This window comes from Psychrobacter sp. 1044, from assembly GCF_904846525.1.
Classification (GTDB): Bacteria; Pseudomonadota; Gammaproteobacteria; order Pseudomonadales; family Moraxellaceae; genus Psychrobacter.
In genome coordinates this window covers 61899-85925 of the sequence record NZ_CAJHAZ010000008.1, presented here as the reverse complement: position 1 = coordinate 85925, position 24027 = coordinate 61899, and the positions used below count along the sequence as shown (strand labels likewise).

22 protein-coding genes are annotated in these 24027 nt (G+C 41.9%); 12 read left to right on the top strand and 10 right to left on the bottom strand.

Annotated elements, in window-relative coordinates; all coding sequences use genetic code 11:
* Positions 1-26 precede the first annotated feature (26 nt).
* Entirely contained in the window at positions 27-353 is a 327-nt protein-coding gene (locus JMX82_RS07165; RefSeq protein WP_201540031.1) for a GNAT family N-acetyltransferase, read from the top strand.
* 85 nt (positions 354-438) lie between these two features.
* Here the strand turns inward: JMX82_RS07165 and JMX82_RS07160 are convergent, their stop codons facing one another.
* The 3 genes from JMX82_RS07160 to JMX82_RS07150 are packed head-to-tail and all read right to left on the bottom strand — an operon-like array spanning position 439 to position 2169.
* Positions 439-1173 carry a YoaK family protein gene (locus JMX82_RS07160; RefSeq protein WP_201540030.1) on the bottom strand — a complete coding sequence of 245 codons (735 nt, stop codon included), beginning with the start codon at positions 1171-1173 and terminating at the stop codon, positions 439-441.
* Positions 1166-1720 (bottom strand): NADPH-dependent FMN reductase, encoded by a 555-nt coding sequence (locus JMX82_RS07155; RefSeq protein ID WP_201540029.1) that lies wholly within the window; start codon positions 1718-1720, stop codon positions 1166-1168. The genes JMX82_RS07160 and JMX82_RS07155 overlap by 8 nt, the downstream gene beginning before the upstream one ends.
* Positions 1721-1776: 56 nt before the next feature.
* Positions 1777-2169: a DoxX family protein gene (locus tag JMX82_RS07150; RefSeq protein WP_201540028.1), complete on the bottom strand. Its 393-nt coding sequence runs from the start codon at positions 2167-2169 to the stop codon at positions 1777-1779.
* 144 nt (positions 2170-2313) lie between these two features.
* Here JMX82_RS07150 and JMX82_RS07145 point away from each other — a divergent pair, with 144 nt between their 5' ends.
* The 3 genes from JMX82_RS07145 to JMX82_RS07135 all read left to right on the top strand — a co-directional run bounded on the left by JMX82_RS07145 (position 2314) and on the right by JMX82_RS07135 (position 5721).
* Positions 2314-3219: a LysR family transcriptional regulator gene (locus JMX82_RS07145; protein ID WP_201540027.1), complete on the top strand. Its 906-nt coding sequence runs from the start codon at positions 2314-2316 to the stop codon at positions 3217-3219.
* A 339-nt stretch (positions 3220-3558) separates the two neighbouring features.
* A complete protein-coding gene (gene rluF, locus JMX82_RS07140) occupies positions 3559-4545 on the top strand; it encodes a 23S rRNA pseudouridine(2604) synthase RluF (protein WP_201540026.1) in 987 nt (328 codons plus the stop codon).
* A 468-nt stretch (positions 4546-5013) separates the two neighbouring features.
* Positions 5014-5721, top strand: a complete 708-nt coding sequence (locus tag JMX82_RS07135; RefSeq protein WP_201540025.1) for a hypothetical protein — start codon at positions 5014-5016, stop codon at positions 5719-5721.
* Positions 5722-5857: 136 nt separating this feature from the next.
* On the opposite strand, the gene JMX82_RS07130 is transcribed toward JMX82_RS07135, so the two are convergent.
* Entirely contained in the window at positions 5858-6118 is a 261-nt protein-coding gene (locus JMX82_RS07130; RefSeq protein ID WP_201540024.1) for a hypothetical protein, read from the bottom strand.
* A gap of 539 nt (positions 6119-6657) precedes the next feature.
* On the opposite strand from JMX82_RS07130, the gene JMX82_RS07125 reads away from it, so the two are divergent.
* The 4 genes from JMX82_RS07125 (at position 6658) to JMX82_RS07110 (ending at position 11848) form a co-directional block, all read left to right on the top strand.
* Positions 6658-7047, top strand: coding sequence for a hypothetical protein (locus tag JMX82_RS07125; RefSeq protein WP_201540023.1), 390 nt, complete (start codon positions 6658-6660; stop codon positions 7045-7047).
* Positions 7048-7510: 463 nt separating this feature from the next.
* Positions 7511-8101 (top strand): hypothetical protein, encoded by a 591-nt coding sequence (locus tag JMX82_RS07120; protein WP_201540022.1) that lies wholly within the window; start codon positions 7511-7513, stop codon positions 8099-8101.
* Between the two features lie 465 nt (positions 8102-8566).
* Positions 8567-10870, top strand: a complete 2304-nt coding sequence (locus tag JMX82_RS07115; protein ID WP_201540021.1) for a TonB-dependent receptor — start codon at positions 8567-8569, stop codon at positions 10868-10870.
* 165 nt (positions 10871-11035) lie between these two features.
* On the top strand, positions 11036-11848 hold the full coding sequence (locus JMX82_RS07110) for a sulfite exporter TauE/SafE family protein (RefSeq protein WP_201540020.1): 813 nt from the start codon (positions 11036-11038) through the stop codon (positions 11846-11848).
* 75 nt (positions 11849-11923) lie between these two features.
* On the opposite strand, the gene JMX82_RS07105 is transcribed toward JMX82_RS07110, so the two are convergent.
* Genes JMX82_RS07105 through JMX82_RS14240 form a run of 3 tightly spaced genes read right to left on the bottom strand, consistent with a single transcriptional unit; the run spans position 11924 to position 15253 of the window.
* Positions 11924-12862, bottom strand: coding sequence for a response regulator (locus tag JMX82_RS07105; protein ID WP_201540019.1), 939 nt, complete (start codon positions 12860-12862; stop codon positions 11924-11926).
* 33 nt (positions 12863-12895) lie between these two features.
* Positions 12896-14776 (bottom strand): PAS domain-containing sensor histidine kinase, encoded by a 1881-nt coding sequence (locus JMX82_RS07100; protein WP_227676445.1) that lies wholly within the window; start codon positions 14774-14776, stop codon positions 12896-12898.
* Positions 14777-14788: 12 nt separating this feature from the next.
* Positions 14789-15253 (bottom strand): hypothetical protein, encoded by a 465-nt coding sequence (locus tag JMX82_RS14240; RefSeq protein WP_227676439.1) that lies wholly within the window; start codon positions 15251-15253, stop codon positions 14789-14791.
* 631 nt (positions 15254-15884) lie between these two features.
* Here JMX82_RS14240 and JMX82_RS07095 point away from each other — a divergent pair.
* Both JMX82_RS07095 and JMX82_RS07090 read left to right on the top strand, forming a co-directional pair.
* Complete coding sequence (locus JMX82_RS07095; protein WP_201540018.1) at positions 15885-16361, top strand: hypothetical protein; 477 nt, start codon at positions 15885-15887, stop codon at positions 16359-16361.
* A gap of 205 nt (positions 16362-16566) precedes the next feature.
* Complete coding sequence (locus JMX82_RS07090; protein WP_201540017.1) at positions 16567-18501, top strand: oleate hydratase; 1935 nt, start codon at positions 16567-16569, stop codon at positions 18499-18501.
* A gap of 141 nt (positions 18502-18642) precedes the next feature.
* Here JMX82_RS07090 and JMX82_RS07085 read toward each other — a convergent pair whose 3' ends face one another.
* The gene (locus tag JMX82_RS07085) at positions 18643-19539 is read right to left on the bottom strand and encodes a LysR family transcriptional regulator (RefSeq protein WP_201540016.1); all 897 of its coding nucleotides are present in this window, start codon (positions 19537-19539) and stop codon (positions 18643-18645) included.
* A gap of 178 nt (positions 19540-19717) precedes the next feature.
* Here JMX82_RS07085 and JMX82_RS07080 point away from each other — a divergent pair, with 178 nt between their 5' ends.
* Positions 19718-20845, top strand: coding sequence for an alkene reductase (locus JMX82_RS07080; RefSeq protein ID WP_238035363.1), 1128 nt, complete (start codon positions 19718-19720; stop codon positions 20843-20845).
* 78 nt (positions 20846-20923) lie between these two features.
* Here JMX82_RS07080 and JMX82_RS07075 read toward each other — a convergent pair whose 3' ends face one another.
* Positions 20924-21325: a DUF1971 domain-containing protein gene (locus JMX82_RS07075; protein ID WP_201540014.1), complete on the bottom strand. Its 402-nt coding sequence runs from the start codon at positions 21323-21325 to the stop codon at positions 20924-20926.
* Positions 21326-21649: 324 nt separating this feature from the next.
* Here JMX82_RS07075 and JMX82_RS07070 point away from each other — a divergent pair, with 324 nt between their 5' ends.
* On the top strand, positions 21650-23128 hold the full coding sequence (locus JMX82_RS07070; RefSeq protein WP_060491594.1) for an MFS transporter: 1479 nt from the start codon (positions 21650-21652) through the stop codon (positions 23126-23128).
* 194 nt (positions 23129-23322) lie between these two features.
* Here the strand turns inward: JMX82_RS07070 and narL are convergent, their stop codons facing one another.
* Positions 23323-23982, bottom strand: a complete 660-nt coding sequence (narL, locus tag JMX82_RS07065; protein ID WP_045447151.1) for a two-component system response regulator NarL — start codon at positions 23980-23982, stop codon at positions 23323-23325.
* Between the last annotated feature and the right edge of the window lie 45 nt (positions 23983-24027).

Genomic DNA, 24027 nt, shown 5'->3' with positions numbered 1-24027 from the left:
ATATTAATGATAAAGAGAGAATAACAATGTCAAATCAGCATACAACGCATTACGATGTGATCGACAATAAAAGCCAAAATCGATTTGAGATTCATATTGATGATCAAATTGCCTTTGAAGACTATGAGTTTTTTACCACATCCACAGGTGAAGAAGGTATTGAATATAAGCACACATTTGTGCCTGATTCGCTTAGTGGTCGTGGTATTGCAGGCTACTTAGTCAAAATCATTTTAGATAACGCCGCTTCTAGAAATTTACGTGTTAAACCGACCTGTCCTTATGTGAAATCCTATATTGATAAGCATCCACAATACCAAGCCAATTCGGTGTTTCATGGTGCGAAAGCCTAAGAAAATATGAACCAAAAAAAAGCCATGATAAATCATCATGGCTTTTTACGATTAATGGCATTACTCAATAACGGTAGAGCTTTTATTAGCTAATATGCTGTAAGAACTCTGGATTACGCGCTAGTAGTGATAGGTACAGCACAGGAATGACAAACAAACCGACTGCCCAATAACTGAGATTGACGTACAGCACCGCCCCGAGTAGCGCGCCAATCACAAAGCTGATAACCAATGCCGCGCTATGCCCCAATTTTTTGGCATTATCAGCGCTACGGTTGGCAATATAATCTGACAGACCAATACCCATTTGGGTCGTATTGCCTGTCATTAATACCGTTGGACTCATGTGTTTGATGACTGTTTTACTAGCCGTATTACGAATAGCAAGTGCTGTTAAACCTAGACCACCAGTGATGGCGACAGTTATATCTCCAGCCTCAGTGAAAGGTTGGAAGGACAATCCTGCTATCATAAATACGGTCAAAAATAGCGCTTCTGCCAAAAACAAATGACTGAGTACTAATGTTTGCTTCCGACTTTTATCAATGTATATTTTGGTAATAACCACCGTTATTATAAAAAGTGGCACCGATGCCAGCTTGATCCATAAGCCATCTTCACCTTTAACCAAACCGCTACCAGCCAGTACTAAGTTACCCGTGACATGAGCGGTAAAAAAGCCAAATAAAGTGATGAAGCCAATGGTATCGATCGCTCCACCAACTATCGTTAATAGGATAGGCGCTTGATAGCGTTGCCAAAAGCTTGGTGGCTCATCATTGACAGGCGCAGTATTATTATTAGTTACCGTTTTACTCACTAGTCTGTCCAGCAAAATCTACAAAATCACTCACAAAGCGCTGTAAGAATTTCTGTGTGCGCTCGCTGACGCTGCCATCGTCATTTAAGCTGTCAATTGCACGACTTAAATGAATTTCAGGATCAATCATCATTTGTGCCGACAGCATTTGCATGCTTTTTCTGACATCAAGGCCACTATTGATACCGCCGAAACTGCCTGGCGAGGCCGTCACTACCGCAACTTTTTTATGGGTCCAAACGCTTTCTTTATAAGGACGTGAGGCGATATCTACGACATTTTTCAAGGCGGCAGGCATAGTGCGGTTATGCTCTGGCGTGACAATTAATACGGCATCAGCGCCTTTCAGCTGTTTACGGACACGCTCATAGCTGTCAATGGTCGTGTCATCATAATCTTGATTATAAACAGGCAAATCCGCAATGTGTACTTCTTCTATCACTACGCTCTCAGGCATTTGCGATACCATAAGCTCTGCAAATTTACGATTGATAGATTCTTTTCGCAAGCTGCCAATAATTAAGGCGATGTTTAGGGATGTGCTCATAGCGGCTCCTTGATTATTATGATGACAAGACGATGTTTTCTACGCCATTTACTCTACTATATTCTGCGATGATTACTGTTATCAATTGAATAAGCACCTGCTCCATGAGCAAATATCATCAAGAAACCACCCGCCATCGCAATGTTTTTCATGAAAGGGTTCATCTGTGATTCATCTATCCAGAATTGATGGAAAAGCAGCGCTGAGACAACGCTAAAACCAGCCATTAAAATCGCTACTAAGCGCGCTTTAAAGCCTAATAAAATAGCGATACCACCAAGCAGCTCAACAGCAATAACCAAAGGCAATAGCATCCCAGGCATACCCATTGCTTCCATATAACCTTGAGTAGCGGCATAACTGGTAATTTTGGTAAAGCCTGAAAAGATAAAGATCATTGATAACAATAGGCGTCCAATTGGCGCGCTTAACGCTTGCAGGTTGTCCATGGGTTTTCTCCAGTAATAGAATGTATTTTTAAGCTTTTATTTGATTATGCGATGGTACTATTGTATTCGTTGCTTATGCATAGATAAACCGTGATAATCACAAATATAAGTTCTTATTTAGAGAACAATTAAGAGGGGGTTCACATGGGACAATTAGAAGATATGGCAATGTTTGTGCGTGTTGTCGAAGCAGGCAGTATTACCAAGGCTGCCGAGCAACTGAATATTGCAAAATCTGCGGTAAGCCGGCGTTTAAAGGATTTAGAGACGCGCTTGGGCAGTCAACTGATTAGCCGAACCACGCGTCAATCAAACTTAACCCAAGCTGGTGAGCAGTATTATCAAAAGGTGCACCATATACTCAGTGAAGTGGATGCGCTGAATGAAGAAACGAGTGGTACTCCGACGCGTATCGAAGGAACATTAAAGATGACTGCACCATTGTCCTTTGGTTTGATGCATTTAAACGATGTTATTGATGAATACGCCAATCAGCATCCTGAGTTAAATTTTGAGCTGGATTTTTCTGATCGGCATACTGACTTGATTGAGGAAGGGTTTGAGCTAGCGATTCGTATTAGAGAGTTGCAAGATTCCAGTTATCAAGCCAAACGTCTAGCACTGATTCGTTATGCGTTATGCGCCAGTCCCGAATATTTAGAGAGAATGGGTACGCCAAAGACTTTTGACGATCTGACAGAACATGAGTTTGTACAATATGGTATGAGCAAATCTAGCACGATAGAATTGATAGATGAGCAAGGTAAGAAGCATCAAGTCGTAGTAAACGGTAAAATAAAAGCCAATAATGGGGACTTTTTGCGGGCGATGGCAGTTAAAGGTCATGGTATTGCTTTTCTGCCAACTTTTATTACGTATCAAGCCTTAATCAGCGGTGAGCTTGTGCCTATCCTGCAGCAGTATCAATTGCCCACTTTAAATGCTTATGCAGTCTATCCTAAAAATAGATTTTTATCGCAGCGTTGTCGTTATTTGATTGACTTTATTGCCGAGCGTTTTGGTGATAATCCGTACTGGGATAATTTTTGATAAGCACTTACGGCTCAACACTTAACGGACAAGCTTAAATGATCACTATACCTGCCATTAATACAATAAGCGCCCGCGATCCCAATGAACCAAATCGACCCTCAACAACGCTTGAGTTATTGACCTCTACCGTCAAATCCGTAGAAACAAAATTGGGATAATATTGATTTTAATAGGTACAAATACGATACTGGATATATTTCTAAGGTTTTGCCCTTCTCTCCCGAAATGGATATTGAATTTCCTATATAATGTGAACCATCTCTTTGTTGATAACCCCTTTAATTTAGGCTTTTTTCTTAGTAAAAAAATGCTGCTTATCAGGTAAAACGGTGCTTTATGTTTAACGCTTCCTCAACTCGTTTAAATAAATACATCAGCGAAAGCGGTATTTGCTCCAGGCGAGACGCTGACCGCTTTGTTGAACAAGGTAATGTATACATCAATGGTAAGCGCGCTCAAGTAGGCGATCAAGTGGTTGCTGGAGATACGGTAAAAGTCAACGGGCAACTCATTGAGCCGCGAGAGGCGGATGATTTTGTTTTTATTGTCTTGAATAAACCCGTGGGTATTGTGAGCACTACAGAAGCTTCAGAAAAAGATAATATCGTTGATTTCGTTCGACATAGTACACGTATTTTTCCAATTGGACGTCTGGATAAAGACTCTCAGGGTTTAATCTTTTTGACCAGTAATGGTGATCTGGTTAATAAGGTACTTCGTGCTGGTAATAACCACGAGAAAGAATATTTGGTGACGGTGAACAAGCCGATAACAGATAGTTTTATTGAGGGTTTAGCTGGTGGCGTGCCAATGCTTGGGAAGATGACCAAGAAATGTCCAGTTACTAAGGTGGCACCCACCGTGTTTAACATCACGCTAGTGCAGGGTTTAAACCGTCAAATTCGTCGTATGTGTGAGCATTTTGGCTATGAAGTCGTGAAGCTTGAGCGTACGCGGATTATGAATATCAGTCTTAAAGGTACTCCCGTTGGAGATTGGCGAGATTTAACCGAAAAAGAGTTGTCTGTTTTACTTAAGTCCATAGAAGGTTCTTCTTCAGATGCCAGTAATCCGGGCAAGAAATCTCGTAATGCGCCACGAAAAAATGCTCGTACTGATGATTCATCAAAGACAAAAACGTCTTCAAAATCAGCGGGGACAGCACAGGGCAATAAAAAACACGCCAAGGATGATGCGAGAAAACCAGCGGGTTCTAAAGGTAAAGATAGACGTCCTTTTGGTAATGGCAAGAAGGCTGTGGGCAATGGCAAACCTGCTACAAATGGTAAGCGCCCTGCAAAAGGTCGAAGTTCTAAGCGGTAGCAGTATCGCGACTATAGATTGATGGGTAAAGGTTAGCTAATTAGAACACTTGATAAGAAATACTGCACAAATAGCCAGACAATTTAAGTTGTCCGGCTTTTTTGTTGCCTGCAGACTCTCTCAACCAAATAATTTTTATTATAAAGCCAACTCATAACTCGTAATGCGCCCCGAAGCTTGAAATTCTTGCGGCATCCCCTGCTCTATTAATTTATTAATATCTCTTAATGCGGTATCGATAGAATATTTGGTCATAATTGCTGCGGTGCTGCCATACTATAAAATCGTTGGCGACTATCATCGCTTTTCGCCAATACTCTCTCAGTAATCTCTCAATAACTTTACGAAGTACCGTTGGTATGGGCGGACTAAAAATAGCAGAGTCTAAGACAGTTAGCAGATGTCATTGTTTAAAAATTCGATTATAGTAGATATCAAATCATACATTTAAAAGTTGAGGACAAAATAATGAAGACACTAAGTTTATGTATTTCAGCAGGACTGGGTTTAAGCGCCTGTGCTGGTGGAATGACAGGGAACACGGGTCAAAACAACAATGTCAATGGCATCGTCACTCAATACCCTGTTGAGACTGCCATGCTCAACATCTATACCAAACAACGCAGTGATACATTAGCTGCAGTTGTCGGCAGTCAAAGCGTGTCAGCAGAGATTCAAGTGACGCCTAAAGGCAGTATGGTATTTAATAATAAGTCTGTACTAGGTACCGAAATAAACACCATCAATAAGATGAATAATCAAATCACCAATCAATCAGTCGCTATCAATTACTTCACCCTGAATCCACTGATATTCCATGGTTTTACAGACGGTACAGGTAAATACTCACTATCTAACCAGACGACCACCATTCCTAAAATGGCGACAGTGGGCGCTTCTAGTAAACTACTGACGGAAAATGTCTATGCCAATAGCAGCATGCGTAACAAGATAGGGACTTATAACCAAGACTGGTCTTTATCGCGTGATACGAATAATACCGCATGGTTCTGTATAGAAACCTCAAGCAATCTATTACTCAGCTTTGACCCTGCAGGCACTTCATCAGAATGCTACAAGATCAATGCCAAAGGTGATATCTTAGCAAGCAAAGTGACACTGAGTCAGCCTAGTAGTAATGGTACTACTAAGACGGTTACTTTAAACAGTCAGTAGTGATTATCTTTGTGACATGCCCTTTATCATATAGCCTTGTTACATAGCTTTCGTCACATAGCATTTATTACATAACAACGAAACAAAAAAATAGCGCCTAATATGGGCGCTATTTTTATATCAGTCAGCTGAACGATTAAGAACGATGTCCATGAGTATGCTTAGCTTGATACTTGCTTTTTGCTTTGAGATGAGCCGCTGGTTTTTTTGATTGATGCTTTGACACTACTACCTTTTTCTTAACATGCTGATGTTTATTATCAAACTTTGCATTGACCTTTTGATGCTTCACTTTAACAACATGATGTTTAGCAATTTGCGGCGCAGCACTTGCTTGGCTAACCATTGTGAAGCAAGCAGTAATGGCTAGAATTGAACTTATCATTATTTTTTTCATTATTTTTTCTCGTATAAAGTCATATTAGTTATGAGTTGTGGTTGAAACTGCCTTACTCAATATCGAGTAAAGCATTCACGTGATAAAAAGCATCGTGATAAAAATTTGCTCTATCGACAACGAGAATGATAAATGATTCAAACGTTAAGTAGATTTATGAAGATTAAAGAAAGGTAACCTTAATGAGGGAAGGTTTCTTAAGTGGTACGCTATAAGCGTCATATTGGCGCTTTTCTAGACGGGCAAGTAATGGTAAATGAAAAGATATCTTATATATAGCTTAGGGTGACTGGCTTTGGCATATTTTTTATAAAGCGTAGACGTTGTCACGATACTTTCATTTCCACCCTATAAAATGCGTTGATTATTCAAAGCCATTAACGATATGCCGCATCACAATAAAGTCTTTTAAAGAGTAAAGACCAAACTAAGCAGACTAGATAAGTATTTTGCAAGAGTCGTTGGCGTTGGGATTTTTTTAAAGTAGCCAACTGATGGCTTTCTGAATAGCAATTTTTAAATAACTGAGAATCGATGTAATGAACCATTACTTATGTTTGACAGATTATGAAAAAAACTTGATTGATAGTGCTTTGCTCATTCTGATGAAAAAAAACATCCAGTATAGCGATCAATCAAAAGAAAACTCAGTGCAGCAATACTATCAAGATTTTAATCTCGCACTTTTTGAGCTATGTGCAAAAATAAAAGCACCTGATTTTGATAAACAAATGGATTTATCCTCGAAAGAAATCAAAACAATTAAAAAAGCCCTAACCTCACTGTACAACCGTATCTATCAAAGAACCCTTAAGGACATAGAGGGCAATCAAGAAGATCACTATAAGAGCTGTAAGTTACAGATTATAGAATTAGAGAGAAAAATCGATATTATCGAGAAAAACAATATAGAGAGCAATAGTTGTTAAATTGTTCTTTTTTACCGAAAAATTTCACTATTTTTAAGTCGCTAGCACCATCAATATTGGTCGCGTAAAACAAAAAATCGCACTCCGCATTACATTAGCCTATCTTTTCCGCTGGGTTTTATTAGCTCTTTCCCATTTACTTGGCTATCGTCTAGCTACTTCAGTCATCTAACCTTCTCAGTACAAGATGAATATAAGTACAGCAAAGTATAATACGGCAAATAGCAGGCTGAGCAAACATGACGACGCTGTGACCGACTTCTCTAGAATGCCCGATATATCTCTATACAAGACTTGTAAAGAGCATACCCCTTGTCTTAGAATGGCATTGTTAATGATAATGTCTATTTTGTTAAGTATTCTTTCTAAAATGCTTTAAACTGACGTTTTAAGTTAGCACACCTCCTTACTTATAAATGTTACCTATGCATCATCAGCATGCTGGTAATACGATGACCCTATCATGTCTACTAAGCGCCGTAAGCTTGTTTTACGATATTCATCACCGGTAACGATGTGGTTCGGCATGTTGGTCGCGTGTTTTGCTTGGATCATGCACATCACGCTGTTGCTCACACCTCTATGGGATGATAATGCCCACTTAGGTCATGGTATCTGTTCAGAGCTTGCACCGATTGTATCGGCAGCTAAGCAGTATGAGCAAATACAGACTGATATTGCGCAAACGAATCACAACATACCCATTGATAGTGCCGCTCGTCATTTACTTCATCATAATGCATCCTTATCTTTAACATCGCCTGCGACCGTTGAGCCAGTTATAACGGTTGACGCCGCACCTTCGCAGGAAGCCTTATATAGCAAAGATAAGGTTGCAAGCTCTGAATCTAACCCTGATACCGTAAAATACACTGGCTGTGACCTTTGCACTGCCATGTCTGCGGCACTATTGCCAGTCGCTTTTACACATACTGACTCGGCTTTGATTGAGCTGTCTACTGTCTCAGTTACGTTTTTGTATCGCTCACATACCTACTCTCCTAGTAATTTTTTACGACCCCTCGCACGCGCTCCTCCAGTCACACCCACATAACTATCTACATTTATAGTCCAATATTTTTAGGGCGTGTCCTCATTTTAAAAATGGTGATAAACATGAGATAAATTGCCGTCAAACAAGAAAAGTAGCGCAAATAATATCGAGATATTAATAAGCTATTTGACGATGTTTGGCAAAATTTAGCCATTTTTAGCCCATTTCGAAAGTAATCGATTGAATTGGGGACACGCCCTAGAGCATTAGTGACAAGGCTCTCAATCAACGCGCTCATTTGACGCTCTGATTGAGGCACTTGTATGCGTTTGCCTAAAACATTGCGCTCAAAACTGTGCTCATAATATTGTGCTCAAAATGCTATCTATTTATATCGGAAAATATTCAGTAAGCACCTAGTCTAAGTCCATAAATGGCTTGGCTTACCTTGGCTTACATTGCCTCTTAGTAAAAACTGAATAACCGATTTCATAAAATATTTTTGCGAATTTCTAGGAAAGTAAGATGTTATCTTCATCAATGAATGCTGTACCTATTTTAAAACTAAGTGTTTTAGCTTTGTCTTTATTGCATATCAGTAGCGCTTATGCGGATTCCACAACCGTAAAGGCGCACATGCCTACTACTGATGATGAGCCACATATTCAATTGCCAGAAATCGTCGTTTATGCGACAGCAGCGGATAAGCGCTCTAGTACCAATGCACTTGGGACAGCCGCCACCCTTGATCAAAAATTTATTAGCAGCAAACAAGTGGCAAGCAGTGATACAGCCACTATACTGACAAAAATACCCGGTCTAAATGTACAAAGTGCCGGTGGTATCTCAAACCTGCCCGTGATAAGAGGCTTGGCGGACAACCGTCTGCGTATCTTAGTGGATGGCGTTGACTCAATCGCCTCCTGTCCAAACAGTATGAACTCACCCTTGTCTTATATTGCGCCAAGCGCTATAGAGAAGACAACCGTCTATGCAGGTGTGACGCCTGTGAGTGTCGGTGGTAATAGTATTGGCGGTACTATCGTTGTCGAAACAGCAGAGCCTATGTTTTCAACGGATAGCGACATATTAACCTCAGGTGAAATTGGCACATTTTATCGTAGTAATGGTGACGCTTATGGTGCCAATGTATCTACCACAGCAGCAAACGAGCAGCTTAGCCTCACCTATAAAGGCAGCTTTGCGCAGGCGGATAATTATAAAGCTGGTGGTGATTTTAAATCTTATACAGAGACAGGGAACGCTGGTAAAACCTTAGCGAAAGACGAAGTTGGTTCAACCGCCTATGAAAGCAAAAACCAGTCAGTAGATGTGGCTTATAAGAACGGCAATCATCTGCTACAAGGAACTTATCTGTGGCAAAACGTCCCAAAAGAGTTATATCCAAATCAGCGGATGGACATGCTCGACAATCAGCTTGACCGCATTAATTTGCGCTACAAAAGCGAGTTAAATTGGGGGCAGCTAGAAGCACAGGCCTATCATGAAGATGTCGATCACTATATGAATTTTGGGGAAGACAAACAGTTCTTATATGGTAATGCCAAAGGTATGCCGATGTACACCAGTAGCGAGACCATCGGTGCCAATCTTAAAGGTATTATTGATTTAACCAACCAAGGCACGCTCAATATAGGTGCTGAATATCAAGACTACACTCTCGATGACACGTGGGCGGCATCTGGCGACGGTATGATGTCGCCAAACGACTTTCAAAATATCAACAATGGTCAGCGTCAGCGTATCGGTATCTATGGCGAATGGGAAAAAGACATCTCGCCTGACTGGAGCACCCAGCTTGGCGCTCGCTATGAAAACGTACGTACCAGTGCTGATGAAGTACATGGCTATCAAATCGATGGTCAAAACAATATGACCAATCAGCTGCGAGATAGCGCTAACTTTAATGCCAGTGACCGCCGAACCACCGATAACAACTTTGATATTACTGCACTCGCACGCTACGACATTGATTCACAAAAAAATCTAGCCTTAGGTCTATCGCACAAAGAGCGCACGCCAAGCTTATATGAACGCTATACCTGGTCCACTTGGAAAATGGCGGCCATCATGAATAATACCGTTGGTGACGGTAATGGCTATTTTGGTGATCCTAATCTGCGTTCTGAAAAATCCAACACCCTATCTGCCACCCTAGACTGGCGCGGTGCTGATGATAGCTGGGGCGTTAAAGCCACGCCTTACTATTCAAAAATTGATGACTATGTCGATGCCGTACAGTGGAACCCCATGGCAAACACAGCAGCTAGCACTCAAACAACGAATCAATATAATGTGCTGCGCTATACCAACCAAGATGCTGAGATATATGGCATAGATATCTCAGCCAATCGGCAGCTGGCAGCAAATGCTTGGGGGTACTGGAATATGGTAGGCTCCTTAAGCTATACCAAAGGGGAAAATAAAGACAGCGGCTCAGACTTATATAACATCATGCCATTCAATGGCAGTGTTGCCCTGAATCGGGAAAATAATGGTTGGACAAACCAAATTGAAGTGGTGGGTGTCGCGGCTAAAAATGATATCTCAACCCCTCGTAACGAAATTAAAACGGCGGGTTATGGTCTCTTAAATCTCAGTACAGGCTATCAGTTTAAAGAGGTAGCAATTGAGGCTGGTATCGATAACGTATTCGATAAAAACTATGCCCTACCTCTAGGGGGCGCATACATGGGACAAGGCAAAACCATGTCGATGAATGGCGAAATAGGCAACAGTTCTAACTGGGGTACTGCCGTTCCTGGCGCGGGTCGCTCATTCTATGTAGGTGTTAACTATAAGTTTTAGGTGTCATTAAGATAGATTGTTAACTGACTTTATTTCTCTTATACCATTTCCAAAAATTAGAATAATAAGGATAACTTTTTTGACTATGACCGCTAACAGGCTTAGCAAGTCTAATAAAGTTAATCGTATTTTTGGATTTGGTATTATATTATAGGAAGCACTTTCATGACTATGGCACTATTAATTGCAGCATTCTTAATGGGATTTTTTGGTTCGCCGCATTGCTTAGGTATGTGTGGCGGTATCGTCACCGCATTCGGACTATCGATGAAAGAAACCAGTCCAGCAAAAAAACGCGGCCTCATTGCGACTTACCATTTGGGACGCTTACTCAGTTATGCCCTATTGGGCTTAATTGCTGGAGTGATTGGCACTACGGTATTAACCCCTCTGATGGTTGGCAATAGCACACCTCGCATTCTACTAGGGTTGGTCTTGGTATTTGTCGGATTAACCATGCTAGGGTTGCCTTTTTTGAACAAGCTTGAACGTCTTGGTATGCATTTTTGGCAAGCTTTATCACCTCTTCGGCAGAAAGTATTCCCCTTAAACACCTTTCCTCGAGCATTGACGGCAGGTTTATTATGGGGATTTTTACCCTGTGGTCTCGTTTATGGCGCATTACTTATTGCGGTCGTCGGTCATGACCCGCTCACAGGTGCCGTATTAATGTTTGTCTTTGGTCTAGGAACCGTACCCATGCTCGTCGCCACGCACGAAACGGTCAACTGGATGCGCAATCAAATCGGGCGTTTACGCCTAAGGCAAGTGAATGGCGCAATCATGACGCTATCTGGCTTAGCCGTCATAGCGGTGCCGATGGTCATGGCCAATATGCATGGTGGACACGGGCAAATGAACCATGAGCAAATGAACCATGAGCAAATGAACCATGAGCAAATGAATCACGAGCAAATGAACCATGAGCAAATGAACCATGAGCAAATGAACCACGAGCAAATGAATCACGAGCAATAAAAACGTCTCTCATGTACATAGGAGGCAATGATATTTTAAATTATGGATAGGGCATTTTTAGCGTGCCCTATTTTTTCACCTACTAATGCGCCAACCCCTGAATTTAGCAAAGAAACCTTTTAGCCTTTCAGAAAAGTTGAAAGCTTCTGACTCCGGCACCTCTTCAACATGATGACGAGCTGCCAGTATCGGCTGCTGCACCAATCTTTCGTGATGATCAAAAGCCCGATCAAGACTGATACTCATGATAGAAAAGTTAGTCGGACGTGGTAGACAGCGATATACCTGACCCTTGTTAATTAAATCAATGACCATATGAGCATCTTTGAATTCAGTCAACATCAGAACCATCATATCTGGCTGGATATTTTTTAAGGCATAAACGATGGGCGTAATATTTTCTTTATTGAGCGTCGAATCTGTAATCGTGACACCAAAGCGTTTTTTTTGTAATAACTTTGCGGCCTGTTCAAGGTTACTCGCCCAGCTCACGGTATAAGCGCTCTTAAAATGACTTTTTATTTGTTGATAGACACTCTCATCATCGTCTAGTACCAATATATGGCGATTGCTAACCGTGCCACTATTAACACGGTTTTGAGTTGCATCATTTTTCATAGTGTTTTGTGTGATTTCTTGCGTTTGCTGAGCAATTTCTGTGGCTTTATTAACGATTTTTTTAAGTTCATCATTTTGCCATGGCTTAGTGATATAGCGATAAATTTCGCCCTCATTCACAGAATCCATCACGGCATTCAGATCCGCATAACCAGTTAACAAGATACGAATAGTATTTGGTGAAGCTGCTTTGATGTCACTCAATACTTCTATACCTTGCTTATCTGGCATGCGTTGGTCGCTGATGACCACTTGTACTTCATTCCGGCTAACATATTCCATTAGCTCAGTGGCATCGGTAGTAATAAATACATCATGTGACTGGCGAAAATGCATTTTTAAGCTGCGCAAGATACGCGGCTCATCATCGATAAAAGCGATTTTTGGTTTTTGCATGACGCTCTCTTTAAATAAATGGTTGGAAGTCTCTCAACTTTCAAATAAGACTTGCGCAGGTTTCTTTTCATGAACGATAGACTGTATCGGTAGCATGAGGGTAAACGTCGTGCCCGCGCCAACGATTGAGCTAACCTCAATGCGTCCACCATGTTGTTCGATGATTTGTGCCGTAATGGCCAATCCTAACCCTGTGCCATCGCCTGCTTTTTTGGTGGTAAAAAACGGCTCAAAGATATGCGTTAAAATATGCTCTGCGATACCGACACCATTATCTATAATGCGTACCACGATATATTGCTGCGCCGCATCGACAGACGAGCTGACTTGCAATGTCCCTTTATGATCTGGCGGCATGGCTTGCGCGGCATTATTAAATAGGTTTAGTAATACTTGGTTAATTTGTGAAGGATTACATTGAATCAGTGGCAACTCGGCTAGATTGGTATTGACGTCTAAGGTTTTTAAATTATTGCGAGCCATAATCAATGAGGTATTAATGCAATCATTGATATCGATATCTTTTACTTTGGATCCGTCTAGTCGAGAAAAGTCGCGCAAGCTGACGACCAGTTCAGCAATTTGGTCGACGCCATACAATCCATCTTTGATTAAATCTGCCAAATCTTCACTGACTTCATCTTCTTTAATCTCTTCACAGCATTGTAAAGTCTCTTCTATCAGTATCTTGACTTGCTCTTGATTGATAGTTGGCGCTTTTAACGCCTGCAATAATTGATCGGTATGCTGTAGCAATTCATCAAAACGCACGAGATTATCACCGACCAGCTCCATATTACTTCGCACGTAGCCCAGCGGTGTGTTGACCTCATGCGCCACGCCCGCCACCATTTGACCTAATGTCGCCATTTTTTCGGAACGTACCAGATGCACTTGTGAGGCTTTTAACTCATCCATGGCTTGCTGCAAGTCTTGCGTACGGGTGGCGACTTGCTTTTCTAGATGGACATTGATTTCGGCAAGCGCGCCTTCATTCTCGACGACGCGGTCAATCAATTGGTTGGTCTGCTCGCTGATGATTTGAATCTCGCTGACATTTGAGTGCGGCAGTTTAAGGGCGCTTAATTGTTGATATTTTTTTTGCTCAATTAATGCACCCATATCAGCCACTGCTAGTGCCATGTATTTTAGTGGTCGTGTAAAGTAGCGACGGAACACCCACGCGGTCAACAACAGGATAGGAATAAAACCCAGTAGCATGGTTTGAATCAGCTGGTTTGACAACGCATTTGCCACGCTCATCATGTCATTATTGGGCTTGACGATGACCATCTTCCAATAGGTAAATGGCATGCGAAACACAAAGGCGGTGGCGGGCTGCTGCAACACAAAATCATTGGGCACAGCGATGGTCTCAATCAAGTGACTGTCTACCAGATTAAACGTTTGGTCAATATTCAATAGCAGCAATGCTGACAGCAACTTGGATTCTTGTTCGCTGATTTTATTCAGATTGGTCGTACTCAAAATACTACGTGCCGCGAGCGTATAACGACTCTCATCTTTGGTAACAGCCTCATCGATGAGTGTTTGATTAATGCTATCTAGGCTATCCGCAATAGGGGCGAAGCTAGGGTTGTTTTCGGCCAATTGATGCGCGGTTACCATTTCTCCTTGGGGATTATCTTCAGTCGCTTGCGTGACCATAGATTGATCAGGAAAGGTCAAAAATCGATTGTCCAAGTCTACCAAAAAGACATAACCACCCAGCTTATCTTGCCACTTTTTCATAGCCTCATCGAGGTTATCTAATAGCAGATTAAAACTCACTACCCCATCAAAAGCCTGATTGCGACTGTCATACAATGCCTTGGCACACGTCATCATCGGCTGATTGCTTTGCGGATCAACATACGCACGGCTCCAGACACAGTGGTCATGGCGTGCGTACATCGCAGGAATGTACTACCACTCTCGATAATAAGGATTCGGCGTTTGGCGCACTTGATTATACTGCTCTAACGGCTGCATGTTGCCTGCGTCATCACGCGCCCACACAAACGACTGGCGCTCTCGGTTTTGAGCGTACATATTTGGATCAAACCACACGCCGCCGCCCACAATCCGTTGATCGGTTTGTTGCATAAGATTGCCAAAGGTTTCTCTATAAAGGCTGTCTTCTTTTGGCAAGCCGCCCGCCATCGCACTGGTTGCCTTTGCCAGTCCGTCGACATGGCTGATATTCGCCATAATGCTATTAATGGCTTCGTTACCCGTTTCAACTACTATCTCTGAGGTCATCTCCAGTATGCGCGGCTTAGCTTGGGTTTCGATGACCCAGTACACCATCAGGATAATTAGTAAAAAAGCCAATGCTAGAATAATCAGCATGCGTGTGGAAATACTACCAAGCCGACCAGCAACACTCATAGAGAAACCTTATATTGATGCATCTACCATCATCAATGCATCACTTAATAAATAAAGACATCAGTGATACGCAACCACCATTTATAGTGCGCTCAAGGATACGATGCCATCATGACAATATGATGACAAAAGTTTTGTTTTCTTATCTGTTGACCAGTACCTTTTAATTAACAACTATTAGCTTGCCGTTGATAGATACAACCTTGTACTCATTTAGCGCTGCTCTCTTTTTATCATCAATAACATCATGCAGCTTATTGAGCGCATAGCTGTACTATCAGCCATTGCAAGGTACAAAAAAGCCACTTATTTTTTTAAGTGGCTTCTTCATATTAAAGTCAGTCTCTAATTTTTCTATTTATGTCATCAATATCTCTATGATTATAGAGTCTGCCAAGTTTATATTGTTCTGTACTGTGAAATTTTATACATATGTTATATTAATAATACTAATATAGAGGGCGTGTTTGTATTTTATATAATGTCGCGGATCACCGTCACTTATCACTGATTGCAATGCCTGTCTGTTGTACACTCAGAGCTTGATATAACTCGCTCATACCGTTATTCAACTAACCCTAAAGAAAGGCGCTCACAAAGTCTTTCTCTTTTAAATATTAAAGGAAAAGCGATGCGCTCTTTGTTTTTTAGTACTTTGTGCTTAGCAAGCAGTCTTTCACTAATGGCTTGTAGTAGTCATCCACCAACCACGGCAAAAGAATCAACAGCTATCATTACCAACACGACAAAAGAGAACGCTGACGAACAGCTAAGCATGGAGAAGTCCAGCGCCGAAGAACCGTTATCAGCATTCACCGCTTTTGGTAATACAGAAAAAAGTTGGCGCACAGTAATTGATGGTAACCAACTTAGCATTGAAGCAGATTTTTTGAAACCAACGACCATCGTTGTCTCTCGTTCGACCTATGCCGAAGGTGTGGAATACGTGAGTACCGTTAGCGGCAAACCTATTATTATGAATATAAATAGCCAGATTTGTACCGATGATAATGGCTATCAAAATGAATTTACGGTGACGTTGACTTATGATAATAAAAGCTATCAAGGTTGCGCCGTTGCTGGAGCGTATGAAACAGCGCCTACGTAATTGCATAGAATTTATTGTGGTTAGCAACCATCATAAATAGTCAGCCATTAGCCAATGGATAACGCATAATTTGGCAAATAAGTACTTATATTACTTTCGATCGATGTCATTATTGTTTAATAAAAACACCCTATAGTCTGTCTATAAACCCTTCATTTTAGTCAAATAACCTTTTATATCAGTCTTACTAAATAAGGATGAACCTATGAAAATTATAAAGACTCAAATCAATAATCCGGTAGACCACGACACATTTATCCATCAGCCTGATGCCAGTAAAACTCGTGTAGCAAACATACCAGGCAAGCGCTTACCCTTCCCTGATCAAATTGGTAATTATCAGCGCAATATTGGGACGCCCACTGACGCTTATCAGGACAGTAAGGTTTATATTGTTGGGGGCGGTATTGCAGGTTTGGCCAGTGCTTATTACTGCATCCGAGATGGCAAAGTATCCGCTGAAAACATTACCATTTTAGAGCATCTTGACGTGGCAGGTGGCTCCTTAGATGGTAGCGGCAATCCTGAAACGGGATATATGGTGCGCGGCGGTCGTGAAATGGATTTCACCTACGAAAACTTTTGGGATTTATTCCAAGATATCCCCGCTCTTGAAATGCCTGCGCCTTATAGCACCTTGGATGAGTATCGCATAGCAAATGACACCGATCCCAATTACTCTATTGCACGCCTGATCCATAAGCAAGGCGAGATAAAAGACTTCAGTCAACTGGGATTGAGTAAAACCAACCAACTCGCTTTAATTCGTTTGCTATTAAAACCCAAGGAAGAGCTAGACGATATCACTATTGAAGATTATTTTGATGACAGCTTTTTGAGTAGTAACTTCTGGACATTTTGGCGAACCATGTTTGCTTTTGAAAACTGGCACAGCTTACTTGAGTTTAAGCTTTATACGCATCGATTTTTACACGCATTGGACGGTCTAAACGACATGTCTGCACTGGTATTCCCAAGATACAATCAATTTGATAGCTTTGTTAAGCCACTACAAAATTATTTAAAAGATAAAGGTGTGCAATTTCAGTATGACACGCTCGTTACCGATTTAGACATTGAATTTGAGCATGCTGATAAAGTAACAGGCACCAAAAAGGTCAAAGCCATCATCACGGAGAAAGCGAGTGAGCAAACCACTATTCCTATGGGTAGCAATGATTTCGTTATCGTGACGACTGGCTCCATGACCGAAGATACCCGCTATGGTGATGATAATACTGCGCCGACGCTAGATTTCACAAAAGACAGCATGGGGCAATCGTCTGGTTGGAAAGTATGGAATAATCTGGCTAAGCAATCTGCCGTCTTTGGTCACCCAGAAAAATTTAATCAGCATGTGGATAAATCTGCTTGGATGTCGGCGACGTTGACCTGCCAGCCGTCTGCCTTTATTGATAAGCTCAAAACTCTGTCTGTCAACGATCCTTATACGGGTAAAACAGTGACCGGTGGTATCATTACCATTACGGATTCAAACTGGTTGATGAGCTTTACTTGTAACCGTCAACCGCATTTCCCTGATCAGCCAAAAGACACGTTAGTCGTATGGCTATATGCCTTGTTTATGGATAAAGAAGGCAATTATGTCAAAAAACCCATCCCAGAATGTACAGGCAAAGAGATCTTGAGCGAACTCTGTCATCACCTTGGCATCCTCGATGATATAGAGAATATCATGGCCAATACCATCGTCAGAACGGCTTATATGCCCTACATCACCTCGATGTTTATGCCCCGTGCTAAAGGCGATCGTCCTGAGATAGTCCCTGATGGTTGTGTCAATATGGGTCTAGTCGGTCAGTTCGTCGAGACACATAATGATGTGGTATTTACCATGGAGAGCTCTGTTCGTACTGCTCGTGTCGCAGTTTATGAGCTAATAAATGTGCAAAAACAAGTCCCCGATATAAACCCATTACAATACGATATCCGTCAATTATTGAAAGCCGCGAATACACTCAATGATGGTAAAGGTTTCATCGGCGAAGGTCTATTAACTAAGCTTCTTAAAGGTACTTATTACGAGCACATATTGCCAAAAGCCAATCAATCCACCAACGGCAATGACTCAATATTTACTCAGCAATGGGAGGCAATCAAAGGGATTTGGCATAAGTAGTTCTGGCATCAGTAATGTTAGTTTTGATAAAAGCAGCTTTGATAAAAATGGCTTTAGTAAAACTAATGACGAAAAATAAAAGCGATAACGCTCTAGGGCATGTCCTCATTTTAAAAATGCAGATAGAAATGAGGTCATGCCCTAGTCAGACTTGGACAACTGCTGTAATTGCTCAATCAGCCAACGGTGTATACCACTGTGACTGGTACGTGGGTGCCATGCTGCTATCACCTTAAATGTGGGTGGCAGGGCTTCCACTTTGAGCTCTTTAACCCGACTGTTTGGTAATAAACGCGAGGGATAAAATGCAATCATATCGGTTGTATAAAGGATATCTGGCACCGCAGAAAAGCTAGGAACGGACATAACAATGTTTCGTTTAAGACCTTTTTCTGCAAACCACTGGTCATGAGAACCACGTAAGTTAGCGCGTGAAGGTGACACCACCAGCTGCGAGTGTGCGGCAATTTGCGACAGTGACAGCGGCTCTGTTGTAAAACTATTATTGCAACCAGTAATGCAGAAATGTTGTTCTTCAAGCAGCGTCACATAAGCCAAGTTATCAGGAATAAATTCTGGGAAAGTAATCAGCAGATCAAGCTCGCCTGCCGCAATAAGCTGATTGATATTGTCTGAGGCAAAATCACGTACGATTAACTTCAAATCAGGCGCGTCGCGGCGCGTTATATGAAACAACTGCGGTAATAATGCCTGCGTCGCATAGTCGGTCGCGCTAATCGTAAATACGCCTTTATAAGTCTGCGGCGAAAACACATCTGGCTCTAACAGTGCTTCTAACTGCTCTAATATGCGACTAATGGGTTGCTGCATCGATAGCGCTTTGGGGGTTGCCACCATGCTATTGCCTTGACGAATAAACAAACGATCATCAAACAAATCACGCAGCTTACGTAATTGTTCGCTGATTGCCTGTTGTGTCAGCCCCATTTTGCGCGCAACTTGTGAGAGATTTTTTAGATCAAGCAACGCATGTAGCACTCTCAGCTGCTTGATATCGAGTCGGTTAATTCCATTCATAACATATACCATTAATAATTGTATCTTAAACAACAAAACCTTGTTTCCAATTGTATCTATAAAACTCTATGCTTACCAACCTTACTTACGCAGTAATAAAGCATCAAAACAAGCTCAATGGTTTAAACAATAACCCCGTCCATTTGTTTTAAAAGAGAGTTTTATGGAACCATCTAATATCGATACCAGCCCATTATTTGCATCTGTCACACTTGGACCATATACGTTAAAAAACCGTATTGTCATGCCACCGTTGACACGCTCTCGCAGCACGCAACCGGACAATATTCCTAATGAATTAATGGCAAGCTACTATACACAGCGTGCCTCTGCAGGTTTTATGGTCACTGAAGGCACACAAATTGAGCCAAGGGGTCAAGGTTATGCGTGGACGCCAGGCATACATTCGCATGCCCAAATCGAAGGCTGGAAAAAGGTCACTCAAGCGGTACACGCAGCAGGTGGTATCATTTTTGCTCAGCTTTGGCATGTTGGTCGCGTGTCGCATACCAGCTTACAACCACAAGGCGCTCAGCCAATTGCACCATCAGCTATCACTGCTGACAATGTAAAAGTATTTATCGAAACAGCACCAGGTGCAGGCGCGTTAGCCGATCCTAGTGAGCCACGCGCACTCAGTACTGATGAAGTTAGTGAACTGGTCGCTATGTATGCGGCAGCCGCACGCAATGCATTGGAGGCAGGTTTTGATGGCGTCGAGCTGCATTGTGCCAATGGCTATTTGGTGAATCAGTTCATCTCTGAACATAGCAACACACGTGATGATCAGTATGGCGGTTCATTGACCAATCGCTTGCGTTTCTTAAAAGAAATCGTAGCTGCCGTCAGTGAAGTGGTTGGCGCTGATCGTTTAGGCGTACGTTTTGCACCGCTGTTTGCTAGCACAGATGAGACTCGCGTATATTTAGGGCTAGTGGAATCAGATCCACATCATACGTATATTGAAGCGATTAAAGTACTTGAACAAGCGGGCATCGCTTATTTATCTATTGCAGAAGCTGACTGGGACAATGCTCCTGATTTACCAGAGACTTTTTATCAGGCCGTCAGAGCTGAGTTTTCAGGACGCATTATCTATGCGGGTAAATACACGACGGAAAAATCGGTACATATGCTAGCTAAAGGTTATGGTGATTTATTTGCTTTTGGTCGTCCTTTTATTGCTAATCCCGATTTACCTGAGCGCATCGCCAATCATTGGCCACTCAACGAGGCAGATCCTACCACGATGTATGGTGGCACCGAAATTGGCTATAATGATTATCCTTACTATCAAAACTCTTAATACAATAAGGCCATTCGTGGCCTTATTTTTTTGCTTATAAATAGGATATTTTTAATAGCTGATGCATATATATAGCCCTTATGATTCATCCGACTGATCAAACAACTTTTTGATAGGCTTGCTGTGTATCTTTGAGCTATTGAACAGCGACTTATTACCAGTATCCGCTTCTGTCCAAAAATTAATATTGAATTGGGCATCATCACTTAATTCTACACGGTGCCAATATTGAGGCGGACTGACAGCGAACTGCCCTGCTTTAATAACAATGGTTTTTTCAGGTTCAGTGGCGGCTTCATCAGCAAAGCCATAAAAGGTAACCGTGCCTTGCATGACACAAATTTGGCCGTATACGCCCTCTGCCGTATTATGATGAGTCAACAAGGCTTTTGGGACTTTATCTTTAGTAAAAAAGTGGGTCGAACGCTTTATTTTCCAATGGCTGGGTATGACGGGGTTTGAGGCGACAGTATGACTCATGGTAACTCCTTGGCTAATTTGATGGGTGTATCCAATCCTTTTTATTAACAGCTTACTTGAGAATAAAATTTTATTGATAAACGAGAAAAGCACGCACAATAATAGTTATTATTACTATAGCGCATCATATTTTCAAATGTATTGCTATTCTCATATCATCTTAGTTAACCATCAATATATAGGATATTAAAGCCACTTTTTAATCCCCATTAAGTAGTATGTGAAATGACATTCATACTGCTTTCGCCTAATGGTTAGCGAGCTTACTTATTGCTACATTAACTCCATCTAAACTATCCAGTTCGACAGTGGAGAATACTTGTCATGCATGCAAAAGAGCTACTTGAGGTTGAACGCCGTGATATAAGAGCGCTCCACTATACGTGGATTGCTTTTTTTCTGACCTTTTATGTCTGGTTCAATATGGCACCACTAGCCACTTCTATGCTAGAGGCCGAAAGCTACTTAACTTCTGAACACATCAAATTATTTCTCATTGCCAACGTTGCTTTGACCATTCCAGGGCGAGTGGTAGTCGGCATGGCATTGGATCGCTTCGGTCCGCGTCGCGTGTTTTCCATACTGATGGTCGTCATGGCGATACCGACATGGTTCTTCGCTTTTGGTAATTCCGCGATGCAGCTTTTCGTCGCTCGCCTATTTATGTCTATCGTGGGCGCAGGGTTCGTCGTTGGCATTCACATGACTGCCCTTTGGTTTAAGCCAAAAGACATTGGCTTTGCCGAAGGATTTTATGCAGGCTGGGGTAATTTTGGTTCAGCTGCCGCAGCGATTACCATTCCCACGGTTGCGCTACAGTTCTTTGGTGGTGATGACGGTTGGCGCTGGGCAATTGCATTATCTGGCTTACTGATGGCCGCTTACGGGGTAGCCTATTGGTTTTTAATCACCGATGGTCCTACACAAGATACCCATAAAAAAGCACGTAAGGCAGGTGCTTTAGAGGTATCAAGTTGGAGAGATTTATTATTATATTGCCTATTTATTATTCCTTTATATGGCGTATTAGGTGTATTGGTTTATCGCACTAAAAACATGGGATTCCTGAGCGAAACAGGCGCTTGGGGGTTTTATACTCTCATCGCTGTGGTGGTTATTTATCAAATTTATAAAGCCATCAGTGTCAACGTACCCATGCTCAAAGCGGGTATCCCTGAGGATGACAAATACCCCTTTACCTCTGTTGCCGCCCTAAATGTCACCTACTTTGCTAACTTTGGCGCAGAGCTGGCGGTCGTCTCTATGCTACCGATGTTCTTTGCCGCAACGTGGAAGCTCGACCCTACCGTCGCAGGGTTAGTCGCATCGACCTTTGCTTTTGTTAACTTATGGGCGCGACCACTTGGCGGCTATATCTCTGACAAGGTTGGCAATCGTCGCTTGGTGATGTTGGTATACATGTTCGGTATCGGTATCGGCTTTGGATTGATGGGATTGCTGAATGCAGAGTGGCCATTGTTTATCGCGGTCGTCTTTACGATTCTATGCTCAGTCTTTGTGCAAGGGGCAGAAGGTGCGACTTTTGGTATTATCCCCTCAATTAAGCGGCGCTTAACGGGTCAAATTTCTGGTATGGCGGGGGCTTATGGCAACGTGGGCGCTGTGTTCTATCTATTCATATTTACCTTGGTCGAACCAAATCAGTTCTTTTTTATCATTGCGATAGGTGCATTTATCGCTTGGGTACTTTGTTTCTTCTGGTTAAAAGAGCCTGAAGATGCCTTTGGTGACGAATACAAGATGTCCTCGGTCGATCGTCAAATTGCCGCTGAAGAAGGCTAATTTGGTTAGCTTATAAAATAAAAAAGCCACCCAGCATCACTGCTCGGTGGCTTTTTGACTGATATAGAGAACTATCTAGACATGTAATAGGGGTTATTCAGATGACCCATGATTTTTTTATAAAAAGTAACGCTTTCAAAAAGTAGCATTTTCAAAAAACAACTACTTCGATAAATAACCATTTTGACAAACGACTACTTTGATAAATGATTCACGGTCCATACTGCTGCCTCTACCCGTGTACGTAGTCCAGTTTTGTTCAGAATATGCTTAACATGCACTTTTACTGTGGATTCTGCGATATCCAGTTTGTTGGCGATCATTTTATTACTTAAGCCTTCCGCAATCATTTGAATCACTTGCAACTCTCTAGTGGTGAGATTGCCAGCGATATCTTCAATGCTTGGTGTACGTAATGTTTGTGCCAAGATTGAGGCCAAATTGGGACTGATAACCAGCTCACCGCGCAACACTTTTCTAATATCGACGATGATTAACTCAGGCTCCATATCTTTTAGCAAATATCCGTCCACCCCTAATTTCAACGCTTCTTGCACGTCTTCTCCGCTGTCAGAAACTGTAAATAGCAAGGTAGCCACGTCAATATTTCTGGCCTTGATTTCTCTTAAGGTTTCGATACCAGTCAACACTGGCATTTTATGATCTAGAATGACCAGATCGACCGGATTGTTTGCCAAAAAATCCAACGCTTCTTGTCCGTTATTCGCCTCACCAACGACCGTTACATCACTTTCGAGACTGAGCAGTTCTGCGACACCGCGGCGCAGCATAGGATGATCATCAACCAATAGTAGCCGAGCCGGAGAAGCAGACGTATAAACTTTAGTAGTCATAAAATACTCACAAATTGAAAAATGGTACAAAAAATACAATGCAGT

What these genes read in the sequence shown, in the direction of transcription:
- JMX82_RS07165 (WP_201540031.1), top strand. Translation starts at nt 27, where the DNA reads ATGTCAAATCAGCATACAACGCATTACGATGTGATCGACAATAAAAGC.
- JMX82_RS07155 (WP_201540029.1), bottom strand. Translation starts at nt 1,720, where the DNA reads ATGAGCACATCCCTAAACATCGCCTTAATTATTGGCAGCTTGCGAAAA.
- JMX82_RS07150 (WP_201540028.1), bottom strand. Translation starts at nt 2,169, where the DNA reads ATGGACAACCTGCAAGCGTTAAGCGCGCCAATTGGACGCCTATTGTTA.
- JMX82_RS07145 (WP_201540027.1), top strand. Translation starts at nt 2,314, where the DNA reads ATGGGACAATTAGAAGATATGGCAATGTTTGTGCGTGTTGTCGAAGCA.
- rluF (WP_201540026.1), top strand. Translation starts at nt 3,559, where the DNA reads ATGTTTAACGCTTCCTCAACTCGTTTAAATAAATACATCAGCGAAAGC.
- JMX82_RS07135 (WP_201540025.1), top strand. Translation starts at nt 5,014, where the DNA reads ATGAAGACACTAAGTTTATGTATTTCAGCAGGACTGGGTTTAAGCGCC.
- JMX82_RS07130 (WP_201540024.1), bottom strand. Translation starts at nt 6,118, where the DNA reads ATGAAAAAAATAATGATAAGTTCAATTCTAGCCATTACTGCTTGCTTC.
- JMX82_RS07125 (WP_201540023.1), top strand. Translation starts at nt 6,658, where the DNA reads ATGAACCATTACTTATGTTTGACAGATTATGAAAAAAACTTGATTGAT.
- JMX82_RS07120 (WP_201540022.1), top strand. Translation starts at nt 7,511, where the DNA reads ATGTCTACTAAGCGCCGTAAGCTTGTTTTACGATATTCATCACCGGTA.
- JMX82_RS07115 (WP_201540021.1), top strand. Translation starts at nt 8,567, where the DNA reads ATGTTATCTTCATCAATGAATGCTGTACCTATTTTAAAACTAAGTGTT.
- JMX82_RS07110 (WP_201540020.1), top strand. Translation starts at nt 11,036, where the DNA reads ATGACTATGGCACTATTAATTGCAGCATTCTTAATGGGATTTTTTGGT.
- JMX82_RS07105 (WP_201540019.1), bottom strand. Translation starts at nt 12,862, where the DNA reads ATGCAAAAACCAAAAATCGCTTTTATCGATGATGAGCCGCGTATCTTG.
- JMX82_RS07100 (WP_227676445.1), bottom strand. Translation starts at nt 14,776, where the DNA reads ATGTACGCACGCCATGACCACTGTGTCTGGAGCCGTGCGTATGTTGAT.
- JMX82_RS14240 (WP_227676439.1), bottom strand. Translation starts at nt 15,253, where the DNA reads ATGAGTGTTGCTGGTCGGCTTGGTAGTATTTCCACACGCATGCTGATT.
- JMX82_RS07095 (WP_201540018.1), top strand. Translation starts at nt 15,885, where the DNA reads ATGCGCTCTTTGTTTTTTAGTACTTTGTGCTTAGCAAGCAGTCTTTCA.
- JMX82_RS07090 (WP_201540017.1), top strand. Translation starts at nt 16,567, where the DNA reads ATGAAAATTATAAAGACTCAAATCAATAATCCGGTAGACCACGACACA.
- JMX82_RS07085 (WP_201540016.1), bottom strand. Translation starts at nt 19,539, where the DNA reads ATGAATGGAATTAACCGACTCGATATCAAGCAGCTGAGAGTGCTACAT.
- JMX82_RS07075 (WP_201540014.1), bottom strand. Translation starts at nt 21,325, where the DNA reads ATGAGTCATACTGTCGCCTCAAACCCCGTCATACCCAGCCATTGGAAA.
- JMX82_RS07070 (WP_060491594.1), top strand. Translation starts at nt 21,650, where the DNA reads ATGCATGCAAAAGAGCTACTTGAGGTTGAACGCCGTGATATAAGAGCG.
- narL (WP_045447151.1), bottom strand. Translation starts at nt 23,982, where the DNA reads ATGACTACTAAAGTTTATACGTCTGCTTCTCCGGCTCGGCTACTATTG.